The organism is Paenibacillus terreus (assembly GCF_042138595.1).
Classification (GTDB): Bacteria; Bacillota; Bacilli; order Paenibacillales; family Paenibacillaceae; genus Paenibacillus; species Paenibacillus terreus.
Genome location: NZ_JBHIRX010000025.1, coordinates 1 through 15,148 on the forward strand (window position 1 = coordinate 1; position 15,148 = coordinate 15,148).

The window sequence follows — 15,148 nt, forward strand, 5'->3', positions numbered from 1 at the left end:
AAAATTATCCATACTTTGCTTTATAAATTCTTCCATTCTCATACTTGTACACTCCTCTTCTATAGATTAAATGTGCAGATTGCGCCGATGGCCGCCTATTCAGAATCATGAAATCGTAGCAGTTTTTCCTTAGTCCAGCTCTCAACAATCCCCGTCCAGCTGGTCCAAGACTTAATACTAAATTGATCAAAGCGTCATGCTTCTGTCCTGTTGATGGCAAGTATTAGAATCCGGCTACGCTGGCTACCTATTCTAATCAAATATTATCGTCATTTCTTCCACTCAGGTATAGGATTATTCGAAGAGAAGTCTTCCAGCCTTTTTCCGGAAAATTGTAGTTCATCCAATACATCCGGGAAATCCGGATAAGATGAATGAATTATTTTCACCTGAACGTTCTTCGTATAGCGATCACTCTTCAGTTGATCAGAGGGCAGTGGCAGTATCGTAGCCATGATTCCCCCAATGGCTAAATTGACGTCATCTCTGTAGGGAACCCGGACCCAGTAATCCTGTCCAGACATGGCAATGATCGCAATCCAAACATCATCAAATTCCGGATCATATCCTATGTTTTCCGCGTAAAACGGACATTCCGTATGATTCTCATTCTGACAGTAAAGAGCCTTCCAGCTCTTCAGTTTATCTCGTGTCGTAAAATCCATCCCAACCTCTGCACTATGGAAATGGTCGCAGTACAACCGAGGATAATTCGAAGAAGTGCTTTTTAAAAACCGACATTTTTGTATTTTGGCCATTTAGTGCCCCTCCAAGAAATTGTTTATTTCACAATCTCTAAAGCCTCTTCGGCATCCTGGAGCAGAAGCTTAATTTCTTCAATCGGTTCACCCGCTTCAGCCGCGTTCTTCAACCTTTTTTCCAATTCTTTTATTCGTTTATCTAAGGCTATTTCGATTGCACTTAGTTGGCCAGGACTAAATATTTTCAGGGCGTCTCTTTTTTTTATTTTTTCAAAGGCTTCTTTTGCCGAATCATAAGAATAATATAAACCCATATTACGATGACGTTCACCGGATATTTTCCATAAAGGAGTATAAAAAAGCCCTGGATTTTTTTTGGAATTTCACCCCATAGTTTGTATTTACCGTATTCCTCTAATAATTCATATTTCATATAATGAATGTCACCTCTCTCCTCCATAATTGCAGAGTTTTAGTTTTAAAGAAGGGTCATAACTGACCGAGTGACTTTGAATTACTTTGGTTCTTTCGTTCTCTTCGTTACTAATTTTTCGTAGTGCAGACAGCCGCGATCTCCGTCGTAGTTCCTGCCCTATATTCGATCTACTTTAGGAATCAAACGGTCTATTCAGATTCATGGAACCGCTGCTGTTTCTCCTTAACCCAGCTCTCAGACAGCTCCCGCCCTGCTGGTCCAAGACTTAATGCCAAGCTAATCAAATCGTCCAGCTCTGCTTTTGTCATACCGGAGTTGGGGGCGGTTGAATGCGGCTTATAGTATTTATCCAATGTTTCTTCTGTGAGCTTGGCGATTTGTTTTAAGTAAGCCTGCATATGATGATCACTCACAGGGTCCGCGCCGATCTCTATTCTTTCTTTGAGCATTTCAATCATACTTTTAGAAATATTCTCAATTTGACCTGCAAACCATTGCACATCATGAATATTCATTTCCTTGACGCCCCCTCATTTATATGGCAAACGCTCATAAGCCTTAATAGCTTCGTCGATGGTCAACTCATCGAATTGGCCTTTGATCGCTCGAACAAGATCGTCTATCTCATTCCTACTATATCTAAGTTGCCTTGCAGCGGAAATGGCATATCCAAGACAGGCGTCATTACTCCAATCTCCCGGCAGCAGCCTGTACTTATCTTGCGACCATATGTCCTTGTCGATCAAATTTCGGAGATACTCCGAACGGTTACCATTGGCTTCTTTGTCAAACTGTTCCCAAACCTCTTCTGGCAGCGTGAGAGATACCTTTTTCGTTACACCAATAGATGGCCTCCCAATCTGCTTAACGGTCAACTTGCCCGTAGCAAGCTTATACCTGCAATCGACACATAGGATGATCTTTTCCTTTCCTGATATAAAATCGGTTACGTCATTCGTGCCGCCGCAGCTCATACACTTCATCATCCGTTTCAACCCCTTGTATCTTCAGCTGTTCAGTTTCTTCTTGAAACTCAATGTATGATGGATCAAAATATTGCACTGTGTTCCATTTGTCTGTGGTTAGAGAGTCAGCCTCCAAGTGAACTCTTTCTTGAACAAAGCAATGACCAAACTTCAACCGCACCCGAAAAACATTACCTTTAAATGCAAAATAATGCGATCTTTTAAAGTATCCAAGATATTTTTCTGGTCTAAAATCAAGCTCTTCTTCAATTAAAGCCATGATTAGATTTACGTGGTAATCTACCATAATTGGTCACCTTTTATTTTAGGTTACTTTTATTATGACATTTTAAGTTACTTAAAACAAGTTATTTTAGGTTACTTTTATTTCACTTCATATTCTGTTCTCCATAAGAAAAAGAGGGCTACGCCCTCCCTGCCCGATTTTCGATGATGGCTGTTAATTGAGAAGGATACAACCACCAGTGTTTCGTATCTCCATCCACCGTATATTCAATTCTTGGCACCGTGCCGCCAAGCGGATAGACACTGATCCCCTCGTATAGCTGATACCCTATTGCCTCTCCTTGTAAATCGAATTCAACCGGCACACGAAATTGAACATATTTGCCAGGGGATCTTGTAAGCTCGTAGTATTCCGGAATCAAAAGATGCGGCCTATGCCCTTCCGGCAAATAGTCACTGAGAAAACGGCTCAGGGCAATCGCAGATATTTCAACCGGTCCAAATATAGTGTCACTCTTTGATGGGAAGAAACTTCTACACTCAAGACCGTGATCTTTGACAAAGCCCCGCGCCTCAACCCGGCTGTACAGAGGAAAGTCTAAAAGGTGAAAGAACTTTTCTTCGTCGGCCATGCGGACTCGAACATAAGGATCACCCACATGGATCTGCTTCATCATTTCATGAACTGCATCCTGTGCCCTTTTGAGGTCAGCATAATCCTTTAAAATCATATCATCGATATCCTGCTTGCCCCATAAAATGGCGTAAAAAATCCGGTCCCTATGGAAACTACGCTTGGCCGTTTCCTCATTTTTAAACTTCCCGATCCATCCACCCTGCCATGGTTCGCCGTTTGGTTGGATCATCACGTACATTCCCTTATGTTCCGGCCTTGCTTTAGGATCTGGCACAGCCCTCCAATAGGGGCTGGCCAAAAAAGCAGAAAGCGTCATATCAGTGGGTTGCGTGTTTCTATCCGGCGCTTTTACCTCGTACAGGGAATCTCCAAATATATCAAATGCCATTTGCATATCATCGCTCTCCTCTCATTCTTATAACCCGGAATCCCAGTGGACTGCCAAACGATCTACCATTCATAAAAAGGGAGAGCATCGGATATATTCCCATCCCGGTCTAGCATAATCCAATCACAGCCCTGCTCTTCGGCAAGAGCATAAATTAAAGACAGGTCGTCCGGCATGCTTTCACTGATTTCTCCGATAACAGGTAAGATGAATCCGTACTCCGCCTTTTCATAAACCACGACAGAAGGGTTATCCAGCAACATCTGGAGCATCAGAAAATCAACCGTGCTTGACTGTACATGACCCATGCTTAAATCCAGCATTTTTACGACTCTGGCTGATGTATTAACCGTAAGGAACTCTTTTGCATACATCCGTTCGCCCCTCCAGTAAAAAAAGCGATCAAGCCTTTCATCCGTTCTCGCACTGACCACAAACGGCTGTCTATCTGCATCATGCCCCTTCACTTTATCCTGACCCCAGAGCGTTACCGTCAATCCGGAAGCATGCTTCATCATATAAAGAACCTCCACTCAGTTATAATCGGCGGCCCGTATAGGCTTGCCACCTGGAACATGCTTACCATATCGAAATAGGCTTCCCTGAATAATCACCGCCGGTTAGTTCGACTGGAGGCTCCGCAAAGCGGCCATGGCGCTGCCGGAGTAGTCGAACTCTCCGGGCAAGGAGGAACGGCCGCAGCGGCAAATCCTTGCCCGGAGAGACGGATATGGTACGCTTGTCGAGGGTGGCATGGTCCACACCAGGGCCGGGGCTTCTGATTTATCGGAAGGCATCCATTTCTCTGATCACAAGCCGGCGTAGCCGGCAGCTTCTTCCCTTTCCATGCCACCGGGTACCCCCAGTGCGCCCCATTCAGACAATCCGAACCGGATTGTTTCCTTAAAAGCGCAAAAAGCCCAATGGAACAGCGCGGTCTTCCGCTGCTCGCTTGGGCTTTTCGTGGGTGGTGGGGTTTCATGGCTGCATAATCATCACTCATTCAGGTCTAATATGTTATAATGAATACAACGAATTCCCATTTGGGCGCAACATGAAATTTCTTTTTTGGAGCTTTACGATATCCCGCTAAGGGCGAAATAAGGAAAAAGGAGCAGGCGTGCCTGCTCTTTTTTCTATATAAAATCAAATACGGCCATTGCGTATTGTTCACCACGCAGCACAATGTAGATCAATATCTGCTCAGCCTACTGCTAAAAAAGGCATCTTCGAATAACTGAAGATGCCTTTTTTAGCTTGTGCAGATGCAGAAGGACGCTGAGATCAAGGAATTATTTTTCCAGGCTGCCCTATTGCCTCTCAGCCGAATATCCTGGTTTATGATCTATCATCATAATAGACTTAAAATTATCTGGATTTTCGATAATGTATTGCCCGGTATCAAGCTTGATAAAGGCAACTTTATCTCCGGCTTTTAAGTTCAGTTCTTCTCTAATTTTCTTCGGAATAGATACGGCACCATTCGATGTAACCTGGCGAAGATCCATGAAAAACACCTTCCTTTTGCTTTTCAATATTTATTAAATTTCATAATTATAATAAAATTCATAAATTTATTATAAATCATATTCTCTCCGATTACCAGCCTGTTATCCCCTCTGGGCGGCACCCCACACCTCACGGTATATAACTGTCATGTATTATCTTCCTATCACGGCCCGTCCGTCGCTGCGTGAGCAAGTAAAATGGGAGTGAGGCGGGGCGCGAAGCGAAGCGATAGTGCCCCGCCTCACTCTCACCCGCACGAAGTTGGGGCCGGGCAAGGTCCGGACCCGGCTTCGTGCGGGTGCGGCGGTGGTAGGCCGCACCGCCCTGCGCTGTATGACGGATCGGGGCTAGAACAGCCCCAGTCCCTTCAGACTTGTATATCCGTATTCACCCAAAATGATATGGTCTAGGAGATCAATCCCAAGGATATTTCCTGCTTCCACCAGCCTTTTAGTGACCTGCACGTCTTCGTTCGATGGTGTCGTATTACCGCTTGGATGATTATGAAAAACGATAAGCGATGCAGCATTATGTAGAATTCCACTCTTAAATGTTTCCCTTGGGTGTACGATACCGGCATTCAAGGAACCTACTGATACGATTTCCAGCCCGACTGGCTCGTTTTTGGTATTAAGCCATACCGCTCCAAACACCTCCCTGTCTGGAAAAAGCCCGCCATACTCGTGCAGCAGAAAGCTCCTGCAAACATTTTGTGCATCTTCTGCACTACTGACAACTTTGTTTTCAATGGGTACTGTACCCGCCTTCATCAATTGCACCTTGTAAATGGATACTTCTTTCATATACTTGTGTCCCCCCGCTGCTAGATGTATTGGCCGCCGCCTGACACATGCGCACCAGAGCGTGGTGTATCGGCCGTAGGGCTGCGCCCGCGAAAGCGGAGTGCAGTGCTGTGGTCGATCTGGGGTGTCAAGGGTTAGGGGCTGTTAGGCGGCTTGTCCGTCTTACAGCCCCTTACTTGCGAAGCCCTTGACGCCACAGCCACGCTCTGGTAAGCCGGGGTCAGGCGGCGGCCTAAAAACATAGGGTTTGATTTTTGTGGAAGCGGGAGCCGTATTGCTGAGGTAAAGTATAAAGTGCTGAAGGTGGCAGGACCACATAGGATCGAGGCTTCCGATCCTTCGGAAGGCATCCATTTTCCGGATCACAAAGCGGCTTTGCCAGTAGCCAGTGACGTTTCTCATGCGACCGGCGCCTTCATTCCGCCAGGTTCAAGGCAATCCGGGATCGGATTGTTTCCATGGCTGCCGGATCTGTTCATGAAAAAGAGACCCTTAATAGTTAAGAGTCTCTTTCCCGAGCAGCAGCAGTTATCACCAATGACGGTTGATAACAGTCTACTCAAAAATAGTCGATGGTATTCGTTCCTGCGTTCAATAATCTCTTATTTCTTCGCAACTTTTACAAATGAGAATCTATTCGCTTCCATATCATAGCCTAACGCAGTATTAAAAGATCCGTTCTTTCCACCCTTAAATCCAACCAGCTCATCCGTATGGCCACGCTTCAAGAGCTTTTTGATCTGTGCTGCTGTAACTTTCACGCCCAGGAACTCCTTTTGAAGCTTAAAACTACAACCCTCTTTTCGATTGCTGCAGCTATAATTCCACTGGGTTTCTACGATGGGCTTCTGGCAGCGCGGGCACTTCCCTAGACTCAGATCGTCAGCTTCCGGGAATCTACTGTCCAGCTTTCCATCACGCAGGAAGATATAGATTGAATACACGCCCTCCCCGCTACTCTTCGGGACGTCTTTTAACAACACTTCATTCCCGGCAAGCAGCGTTTTCACCGCGCGCTCCGGAAGCTTCTGCTTACGGAATTCCTTTGGTAACCTAAACTGACAGCCTTCCTTCCAGCCGATGCAGCCATAGCTGTTTGCACCAGGTATGACCGGCTTTTTACAGAGGGGGCAGCTCCCGATACTTTTATCTTCTATGGTAGGGAAACTCGTAGACAGGTCCGCACCGTCCAGCTTCACCAATAATTCATAGGTCTTCCCTTCCTTGGCAGCAGGGATATCCTTCAGAAGTATTTCCTTGCCGGCGAGCAAATCACTGGCCTGCTTTGCTCGGATGGTGGTTTTCCGGAACGACTTCCAGATCGTAAATGTGCATCCCTCTTTCCATCCGCTGCAGCCGTATCCTTTCTTCCCTTCAATCACGGCCTTCCCGCAAATTGGACAATTCCCTAGAGCCACCCGATTATCGAACAGCGGTTTCCCCTGCAGCTTACGCTGCATCTGATCCTGAAGCTTCTCCTTCATTTCGAGAATGGCATACGTAAATGCTTTGAATTCCTCCTGGACCACTTCCGCCTGCAGGCTGCCAGCTGCTACTTGCTCCAGCTTTTGCTCAAACTCACCGGTGAGCTCAATGGAGGATAGCGGATGATCATAGACCAGCTCCATAAAATGGCGACCCTTGTCCGTCAGGTACACCGCACTTTTTTCAATCCGGATATACTCATCCTTGGTCAGCTTGCTGATGATCTCATCCCGCGTGGCCGGCGTGCCGATCCCTTTCTCCTTAATCTGCTGCAGGATCTCATCCTCCAGGTCATCTTCCTTCAGCAGCCGTCCGGCATACTTCATCAAATTGAGAAGATCGGTATCCGTCAGCCGTTTAGGCTTGCTGGTTTGTCCAGTGTGCAGCCCGCTCTGCTGCAGCTGAACAGCCTGGCCATCCTTCAGATCCGGAATCCGCTGCTTGCTGCTCAGCTCGTCCGGATCCGCATCCTCATCATCCTTTACGGCCGCGATATCTCTCCATCCGCGTTTTAGCGTAAATACTCCTTTTGAAGCAAACAATTCCCCGCCAGAACGGGTGATGACCTCCGTTTCCTGGTCAATCCCTTCTGGATGGAAAGCAGCCAGCGTATGCTGAAGGATTAACTTATATATTTTTTCCTCATCCGGAGAAAGCCGGTTCTTTTCATCCTCCTTGAATTGCTGTGGATCTCTTCCGGTTGGAATAATGGCATGGTGCTCTGCCGCTTTCGCATTATTTACAAACCGCTTGTTCCCCTTCAGACTCTCGATCGTTTCCGGAAAGAGCTCCTTGTACTGACTCGTCTTCCGGAGTTTACTCAGATTGTCGGCCAGCTGATCCGCCGCATTCTCGGACAAATGCTGGCTGCTGCCCCTCGGGTAGGAGCAATATTTTTTATCATAAACGGCCTGCAGGAGCTTGGTCGTCTTATGAATATCGAAGCCAAGCAGCTTTCTGGCGGCTGACTGAAGGGCAACCTTATCAAACAGGAGCGGCGCCTGCCGACGAACCTCTTTGGATCGATAACTCACCACTTCGGCGGTTTGGCCGTCGATCTTGGCCAACATTGCTTTGGCTTCCTGCTCCGTGTCGAAGCGGTAGACTTTCCCTTCGCCTGGCTCCTCTTTAAACCACTGCCCCCGGTAACTCTCCTGGCCAGTGCTAAAATCCGCATACAAGGTGAAAAACGGCGTGGGAACAAAATTCTCAATATCCCGCTCCCGGTCATACACAATCCGGAGCGTCGGTGTCTGCACCCTGCCTGCGGAAAGCCGGGTATCTTCCTGGAGCACTTCTCTGGCCAACACAGTGAAGAACCTGGTGGCTGTGATCCCCATCCAGAAGTCGGCAGCTGCGCGAACCTTGGCGGCGGCCGCCAGATTATCAAAATCGGACGCGGTTCTCAGCTTCCGGAAGCCCTCTTTAATGGTTTCCGGGGTTAAGTCATCAATCCAAAGACGTTTGAGCTCCCCACGGAATCCCACATGCTCCAAAATGGTCCGAGCAATATGCTCACCTTCACGCCCGGGATCTGTAGCGATAATGCAACAATCTGCTCGCTTCAGGAGACCGGCAATCACCCGGAGCTGGTCTTTCTTATCCGGATCCTCCTCCATGAGAATCGGATCGGGTACAAAGGGTAGATTCTCTAAATTCCATTCCTTGTAACCCGGATATGTATCAGGTGTTTTTTGCTGAATAATATGGCCAATCGCCCAGGTAACCACGTCACCCGACTGCAGGGTAATGTAACCCTTCTCACGTTTCGCAATGCCCAGGGCGGAAGCAATATCCCCGCCCATCGATGGCTTTTCTGCCAAAATAACATTCATATCATATCCTCACTTTCCTATTCTTCGTGACTGCATATAGGGGATTCGTATTCTGTTGTTGATAATCCCTGGAACTAACCTGCTATTCTCGATCCTATGACAATAGTAACGACTACTAAGATCAATCCCACTAAGGCAATTATTAGATTGTGCCCATATTGAAAGACGATAAATAAAATCGCTATATTCTCAAGAAAAACAATATTTCTGATAGTTCTGCTCATCTGTCTCATCTTTTTCGCTAAGGATTCAAATGGTTTCATTAAAAGAACACCTATTACGGCCAATATACTGATAGTGATCCAGCCTTCGTATGATTGATTGTCGAGATAGCCGAATTGTTTCATTACTGCGAAGGAAAATATCGCATAGATTAATACGTATTGATTAAACAGACCATCATTACGCAAAGGTACATCGCTCCTTAGAGTCTATATTGTGAATCATTCTTGTGACGGCACACTCATTTCCGTCTCTTCAACAACTTCCGGAATATCCACGAACTTCACAACTTGATTTCCTCCGGTACTCTTGGCCACATTTAGCGCCTTGCCAGCGCGATCGAGCATTTCTTCTGCGCTCAGTCCTGCTTCATACCTGGCGTAACCCATGCTGACCGTAACGGCCGTATCTTTCTCCAACGCACGGTATGTCCGTTCGGCTAATAAAAAAGGATCTCCATGAACTTGTGTGAACACCGCAGCGATCTCCTCCCGCTCATATCTGCCGGCAAATCCCTTACCGTGGCATTCATTCTGGATGTATTCAGCCACTTGCCGTAAAGCATTTTCCTCTTCGGAACCACCGATATTAATCCTTACTACTGCTTTGATCTGGCCGGATTCGGCTGCATCGACCGCCTTTTTCATAAATGATTTCTGATTGAACAGACCGGTTAAATCATCATGCATCGAATGATGAGTAACCCCTTGGAGGACATCCAATAACCGGTTGAATTGAAGGAGAAAAACAAACACGTAGGCAGCCAGCATAAGGATTGAAGCGATATTGGTCTGCTGCAGCATAAAGCTTTCGATGGCAGCTGCTATGGCATAACCAGCAAAGAGAAACATTGATGCGGCATATACGATTCTGTTTTTCATGGCTGGATAGACATAATAAAAGCAGTACACCGCGTGAGCCAGAATGAAAAGAGTAGTCAGAATGATGCCAAGAGATCCATTCACGAAAGAAAATATGACCGGAAGGACCAGGGCGATTATAGCCGGCGCCAAATACTCTTTGGTCGGTATTCCCTTCTTGGTGTGATAGTAGCGGTAAATGGACATCTGAACCCATAAAAAGGCTCCTGCTGATACCCCTAAGAGAACGGCTGGACTCCCCAGGTGATTTGCCTGCAGAAGCCCGATAACCAGCTGCACAACGAAGGCAGCTGCGTATGAACCGGCAAGCTGTAGGTAAACCATGTGCCCCCATCGCCGGTACATAACGAGCGCTTGGATCAGAAGAACAGCAATGATCGTTTCAACAGCCGACATAATCCCCAATTGAACTCATCCTTTGCTAAATCTATTATTCTGAGAGCAGATCTGCAGATGCATCGGCTTGCCCCTTGGATTTGAAAGGAATCACCCTGGAAACATGAGTGATGACCTTAGTCTGGACATACACTGTCGCTGAATCCGAAATGATTTTGACAAGAGAATCGATATCCGTCATTCTCACTTTGCCGAAATGGCGGGAACCATCACTCTCACGAATAGTTACATACTCATCGTTTTCTGCAGCCTGCAGCAGCTCTCTCTTAATATTCATCGGATTATCCCCCTTATTTCGTTTGGAGTATTTACGCCAACTCCATGTATTACTTTGTTTGTCTAAAAATGTAGAACCAAGATATCACACCATCAGAAAATTTTCATAGCTGTCTGTTTATTGAAGTTACCATGTTATATAATACCAATACAATAATATCTAATGTGAGGACAAAATATGGAAACGGGTAATATTATAGACAAAAATGATTTGTTAGCTCGTCTGGATCGCTTATTAGATTGGATAAAGAGCTGCGACACTAAAACATCTATTGTTATCGCCGGCATTGGACTTTTTCTTACTATATTTACTTCTGAGCACTCCTTTAATATGTTGAAGGATATTTTAAATGGAGCACTTGGCAAACTGAATTTCTCCAATATTCTTTACCTGATTTTTTTGGTTATTGCCATGGCTCTACTTATGATCGGGACTTACTGTTTAGTAAGGGTCCTTACTCCAAGACTTAGCAAAAATGTAGAAGTGTTAGCAGGCATGCAGACTGACTCACTGTATTATTTCGAAAGCATATCTAAAAATAATTACAGGGAATTTGCAGAAAAGCTGAGGTCCCGTAATGAAACGGATGATGTAAACGATATCCTATCACAGATATATATTAATGCAAAAATATGTACTGTTAAGTATGACTATTATAAAAAAGGCATAATATACGGATCGATCGGCATATCAGCTTTGATGGTTTTATTTATAATCGGTGTAATTTTAACTAAAGCAGGGGGATTCTCATGAATTTTAGCGGATACGATTATAAAGAGAGAAAAAAGAAAGTGGAAGAAATTTTGGATAATACCGATGCTGTCAACGAGGTAGAAAAATTCCCAAGGGATGCTGATTTCACCTACACTAACGGCTACAAAGCTTGGGCAGGAGCGATCTTCGTTGATTTGCGTGATTCCACTTCACTGTTTACAAATCAGGACGATATCGAAATTTCTAAAGTGATTCGAGGGTTTACTTCTGAAATTATTGAAATATTGAAAAAAGACACGGATGATACGGAACTTAAAGAAATCGGCATCCGTGGTGATTGCGTATATGCTGTTTACTCTACTCCATTGAAGTCCGATATTTATGACATCAATTTACGGGCTGTTTATATCAACACTTACATGAAAATGTTGAATAAACTACTTGAAGCTCGAAACCTCACAAAAATTAAAGCTGGCATAGGTATGGCAACCAATGAGACATTAGCAGTCAAAGCAGGACGTAAATCGTCGGGGATAAACAATTTAGTATGGATCGGGGACTCCGTTGCGAGGGCATCCAAACTTTCCGATTTAGGTAATAAAGATGGAATCGGACCTATTGTTATGTCCAGCCTTTTTTATCACAACTACAAAGATGAGGCAAATGATAAACAAAAGAACTTCTGGACAAAGAAAGAGGATTCAACTTACGGCACCTATTACCATGGGGATGTTGTAATGGGTGATTTCAACGACTGGATTACTAGTGGGATGGAAGATTAACAGTTAACCTTTAATTTAGAACCAGTAGAGCAAAGCTCTTCTGGTTCTTTTATGAGTCAACCTTCCCTACACTTGTATCACGAAATAGCCTTTATGTTCCTACACTTAGGAAACGAACTACATCCGTAAAACTCCCCTTTTGGTCCTTTTCTTAGAACCATTGGGCTTCCACAGCGGTTGCACGTCTGAGTTTGCGAAGGATTTGCCTGAATAACCTGTTTCGGTTTCGGAACAGAACCGGGGTTCATTTTTAAAATCATCTCAATTAGCTCTTCGCGGCCAATTAACCGAACGCCATTTGACTTGGCCAAATTATGTGCAGCTTCAGTGTAATCGCGATTGGATAATACCCAAGCTTCTGATGCTCCGTAGTAGTTCTGCGAGCTGTGAACCTGTTGAACGGCTTCAATTCCGACTCTCTTGCTGTAACGTTTAGCTTGAACGACGATCTTCGTTCCGGCCTTCTCAAGCACCAAATCGGCGCCATAGTCACCGGCTGCACGAGTCACTTTGACTGAATATCCCTGTGATTTGAATAAGTAGCCAAGATAAAGCTCGAATTGCCTTCCGTCCATTTTATCGATATCTGCGATCCCCGACTTTTTTAGACGTTCGATATGTTTTTGCTGCCTCACGATCATGATGACAATTACAATGGCGATCAGGATCACGGCGACAATAATAGAAGCATTGAAGGACTTCGTGAGAAAATAGGTTCCAAAGAAGCCCCCAAATCCAAATAATCCAAATAACGCATGTAGGAATTCCTCCTGTTGTTTAGCCTTACTTTTTCTTCTGGCCATTAGAGTTCATCCTCCTGATCCAGCAGGCCTTTGAAATCCCGGCTTTCATGCATTTTTTCATTAATGAAAAATTCGATAAAATCCTTTACTACTTCAATATTCATTTTCTGTTTCATCGAGGGATCAAGCCAGTAAGATTTTATCATGGCTCCTATCAGATCAATGAGGGTTATGTAAGTCTTATCTCGAATGTAGGGATCATCTTCCTCTTGAAACTTGAAGTCAAAAGATTCTATAAGATTGAGCGCCGCACGTAACTTCAAATCATTGCTGCCAAACTCTTCACTTTCGCCCTGAATGATGATTTTTAAATCCTTGGTGCTATCTTCTAAGAAGCGAGATCCGCAAATCGTTACTGGCTTGTCCAAATAAATTCCTAATTTCTCTAACATAGCTTTGTGGTCAGTTGCCATATACTTATTCTCCTTCAGCTAACTCATCATATAAAGATTCTTGGATCATCGAGCTGGCAGATCATTTAAAACTGGCTGAACATGATTTTGAAGTAAGTCTTCAAGTAATTCATCCAAAGCCTTTTTTGTGTAGCACTTCTCTAAATGCTTCCAAAACTCATTAAAATACGGATCAAGCCACCCAGGACGAATCCTCTTCTCTTCAGGCAAGTACACCCATGAAAAAGGAACCTCAAACGAATCTGTACCGACAAGGCTATGCTCGACGCCTATCGGGGTCCTAACGTCTGACCGAATCACAATCTTAATATTGATCACATTGTATTTTCCGTTTTTGTCATTGTGGAGGGTTTCAATTTCTGGTTCGCTGATCCGCACAATCTTATGACTTCCAGACGGAAAGACCTTATACCGTTCCACTGGTCTTCTAGGAACATGACTCTCCGGAGTATCCCATCCATCCCAAGGCTCGAAAAAGTAATCCGGATCACGAATCATGGCCTCATAACCATTAACCTCATTTCGATATTTTTCACAATCTTTGCAGAATCCACAATTCAAACAAACTTCATCATGGCCCATAAACTTGCATTCTTGCTTCTCCTTCGAAAGCGGCATTACAGTTTCACATTTTGGGCACCGACCCAACGAGCATTGATTGCAAAAACGAGACGACTTATGCAACATGCTTGTTTCGTAACCACGACCACAAGATTCACATGTCAACATGGTGTACCCTCTCCTTCTCCGGATTATTAATTTCCATTTCCCCGAATAGTAAAAATAACCACTTCAATCTTTCACAGCCTCCCCACATTCATAATGAAATATTGAATACATACCCTAAAGCAAAAGCTATTAGCAATGGAAAGCTAATATATAGACTGGAGGCTATCCCCTCTTGAGATGCTTCCTTAAAACTATCTGGACCTAAGACAAAATCCCCGAGCAGCGTGAAAACATAATTCGCGAGTAGCGCCGCAAAATAACCCATTATATACAATGAGTGAAGTTCCAAAGTCCGATCTCCTCTCGATACTTTCAGTTTTCATTTAGATTTACTATTTGAAAACAACAATGCAACATCTACGGCAACACCAACCGCCAGAACAATCGGTAACAAAGCTGGGTTCAAAATAAGTAAGACACCAAAGCTTATCATCGCAACCGCTACAGTAAAATCAACCACACCTTCAACAGCTTGGGATACCTTCTGTATGGTCATTGACCCTGTTTTTTTCACTTCTGTCTCAACATTCTTTATAAAAGAAGCTACATCTGCAGGTATTGTTATGCCCAGTTCAACACACTTCTCCAAAATTTGTCCTTTCAAGATGATATAGGTGAACCATGTGACCATGGCGTTGACTGAATATTGAGGCATACTCTTTATATAATTGCGGCGGTCCTCATCCGATTTTAAGAACAACATTGCTCTAATCGGTTTTGGTACAATGGAATCTTTTTTCCAAGAGACTACTTTACTTTTCAGATCGCGAAGACTAAACTTCGGCTTACTTGAGTCGAGCCCATTGTCCGGGAGCAACTCATTATCTGAAACAAATACAGCGGTCCCGTCCTCGTGAATAACACGAAACCCTCCATCTACACGCTCTACAGACTGATTTATCAACTTTCCCTCACCTCCCCACTAT

General features: G+C 44.6%; 20 protein-coding genes. 2 read left to right on the plus strand and 18 right to left on the minus strand.

The features are described 5' to 3' along the window. Positions 1–269: 269 nt before the first annotated feature. From ACE5KN_RS28180 to ACE5KN_RS28245, 14 genes are all read right to left on the minus strand, one after another. The gene (locus ACE5KN_RS28180; protein WP_375533204.1) at positions 270–758 is read right to left on the minus strand and encodes a hypothetical protein; all 489 of its coding nucleotides are present in this window, start codon (positions 756–758) and stop codon (positions 270–272) included. A gap of 23 nt (positions 759–781) precedes the next feature. After that, the gene (locus ACE5KN_RS28185; RefSeq protein WP_375533205.1) at positions 782–1,015 is read right to left on the minus strand and encodes a hypothetical protein; all 234 of its coding nucleotides are present in this window, start codon (positions 1,013–1,015) and stop codon (positions 782–784) included. Between the two features lie 310 nt (positions 1,016–1,325). After that, the gene (locus ACE5KN_RS28190) at positions 1,326–1,652 is read right to left on the minus strand and encodes a hypothetical protein (RefSeq protein WP_375533206.1); all 327 of its coding nucleotides are present in this window, start codon (positions 1,650–1,652) and stop codon (positions 1,326–1,328) included. 15 nt (positions 1,653–1,667) lie between these two features. Then, on the minus strand, positions 1,668–2,123 hold the full coding sequence (locus tag ACE5KN_RS28195) for a hypothetical protein (protein ID WP_375533207.1): 456 nt from the start codon (positions 2,121–2,123) through the stop codon (positions 1,668–1,670). Further along, a complete protein-coding gene (locus ACE5KN_RS28200) occupies positions 2,089–2,382 on the minus strand; it encodes a hypothetical protein (protein WP_375533208.1) in 294 nt (97 codons plus the stop codon). Before ACE5KN_RS28200 ends, ACE5KN_RS28195 begins: the two co-directional genes overlap by 35 nt. A gap of 145 nt (positions 2,383–2,527) precedes the next feature. Continuing rightward, the gene (locus ACE5KN_RS28205) at positions 2,528–3,379 is read right to left on the minus strand and encodes a hypothetical protein (RefSeq protein ID WP_375533209.1); all 852 of its coding nucleotides are present in this window, start codon (positions 3,377–3,379) and stop codon (positions 2,528–2,530) included. 56 nt (positions 3,380–3,435) lie between these two features. Then, positions 3,436–3,891 carry a DUF5983 family protein gene (locus tag ACE5KN_RS28210; RefSeq protein ID WP_375533210.1) on the minus strand — a complete coding sequence of 152 codons (456 nt, stop codon included), beginning with the start codon at positions 3,889–3,891 and terminating at the stop codon, positions 3,436–3,438. Positions 3,892–3,952: 61 nt separating this feature from the next. Further along, a complete protein-coding gene (locus ACE5KN_RS28215; RefSeq protein ID WP_375533211.1) occupies positions 3,953–4,135 on the minus strand; it encodes a hypothetical protein in 183 nt (60 codons plus the stop codon). 548 nt (positions 4,136–4,683) lie between these two features. Then, positions 4,684–4,881 carry an AbrB/MazE/SpoVT family DNA-binding domain-containing protein gene (locus ACE5KN_RS28220; protein WP_375533212.1) on the minus strand — a complete coding sequence of 66 codons (198 nt, stop codon included), beginning with the start codon at positions 4,879–4,881 and terminating at the stop codon, positions 4,684–4,686. Between the two features lie 348 nt (positions 4,882–5,229). After that, on the minus strand, positions 5,230–5,685 hold the full coding sequence (locus tag ACE5KN_RS28225) for a JAB domain-containing protein (protein WP_375533213.1): 456 nt from the start codon (positions 5,683–5,685) through the stop codon (positions 5,230–5,232). Positions 5,686–6,287: 602 nt separating this feature from the next. Continuing rightward, complete coding sequence (locus ACE5KN_RS28230; protein WP_375533214.1) at positions 6,288–9,005, minus strand: type IA DNA topoisomerase; 2,718 nt, start codon at positions 9,003–9,005, stop codon at positions 6,288–6,290. 74 nt (positions 9,006–9,079) lie between these two features. After that, positions 9,080–9,415 (minus strand): hypothetical protein, encoded by a 336-nt coding sequence (locus ACE5KN_RS28235; protein WP_375533215.1) that lies wholly within the window; start codon positions 9,413–9,415, stop codon positions 9,080–9,082. Between the two features lie 33 nt (positions 9,416–9,448). Then, positions 9,449–10,504: a GGDEF domain-containing protein gene (locus tag ACE5KN_RS28240; protein WP_375533306.1), complete on the minus strand. Its 1,056-nt coding sequence runs from the start codon at positions 10,502–10,504 to the stop codon at positions 9,449–9,451. 34 nt (positions 10,505–10,538) lie between these two features. Further along, entirely contained in the window at positions 10,539–10,781 is a 243-nt protein-coding gene (locus tag ACE5KN_RS28245; RefSeq protein WP_375533216.1) for a hypothetical protein, read from the minus strand. A 177-nt stretch (positions 10,782–10,958) separates the two neighbouring features. Here ACE5KN_RS28245 and ACE5KN_RS28250 point away from each other — a divergent pair, with 177 nt between their 5' ends. Both ACE5KN_RS28250 and ACE5KN_RS28255 read left to right on the plus strand, forming a co-directional pair. Next, positions 10,959–11,534 carry a Pycsar system effector family protein gene (locus ACE5KN_RS28250; protein ID WP_375533217.1) on the plus strand — a complete coding sequence of 192 codons (576 nt, stop codon included), beginning with the start codon at positions 10,959–10,961 and terminating at the stop codon, positions 11,532–11,534. Further along, positions 11,531–12,277 (plus strand): adenylate/guanylate cyclase domain-containing protein, encoded by a 747-nt coding sequence (locus tag ACE5KN_RS28255; RefSeq protein ID WP_375533218.1) that lies wholly within the window; start codon positions 11,531–11,533, stop codon positions 12,275–12,277. The genes ACE5KN_RS28250 and ACE5KN_RS28255 overlap by 4 nt, the downstream gene beginning before the upstream one ends. A gap of 77 nt (positions 12,278–12,354) precedes the next feature. On the opposite strand, the gene ACE5KN_RS28260 is transcribed toward ACE5KN_RS28255, so the two are convergent. From ACE5KN_RS28260 to ACE5KN_RS28275, 4 genes are all read right to left on the minus strand, one after another. Further along, positions 12,355–13,080, minus strand: a complete 726-nt coding sequence (locus ACE5KN_RS28260) for a restriction endonuclease (RefSeq protein WP_375533219.1) — start codon at positions 13,078–13,080, stop codon at positions 12,355–12,357. Continuing rightward, positions 13,080–13,493: a hypothetical protein gene (locus tag ACE5KN_RS28265; protein WP_375533220.1), complete on the minus strand. Its 414-nt coding sequence runs from the start codon at positions 13,491–13,493 to the stop codon at positions 13,080–13,082. Before ACE5KN_RS28265 ends, ACE5KN_RS28260 begins: the two co-directional genes overlap by 1 nt. Before the next feature lie 45 nt (positions 13,494–13,538). Beyond that, positions 13,539–14,075: a hypothetical protein gene (locus tag ACE5KN_RS28270; RefSeq protein ID WP_375533221.1), complete on the minus strand. Its 537-nt coding sequence runs from the start codon at positions 14,073–14,075 to the stop codon at positions 13,539–13,541. 466 nt (positions 14,076–14,541) lie between these two features. Next, positions 14,542–15,126 carry a hypothetical protein gene (locus ACE5KN_RS28275; RefSeq protein WP_375533222.1) on the minus strand — a complete coding sequence of 195 codons (585 nt, stop codon included), beginning with the start codon at positions 15,124–15,126 and terminating at the stop codon, positions 14,542–14,544. Between the last annotated feature and the right edge of the window lie 22 nt (positions 15,127–15,148).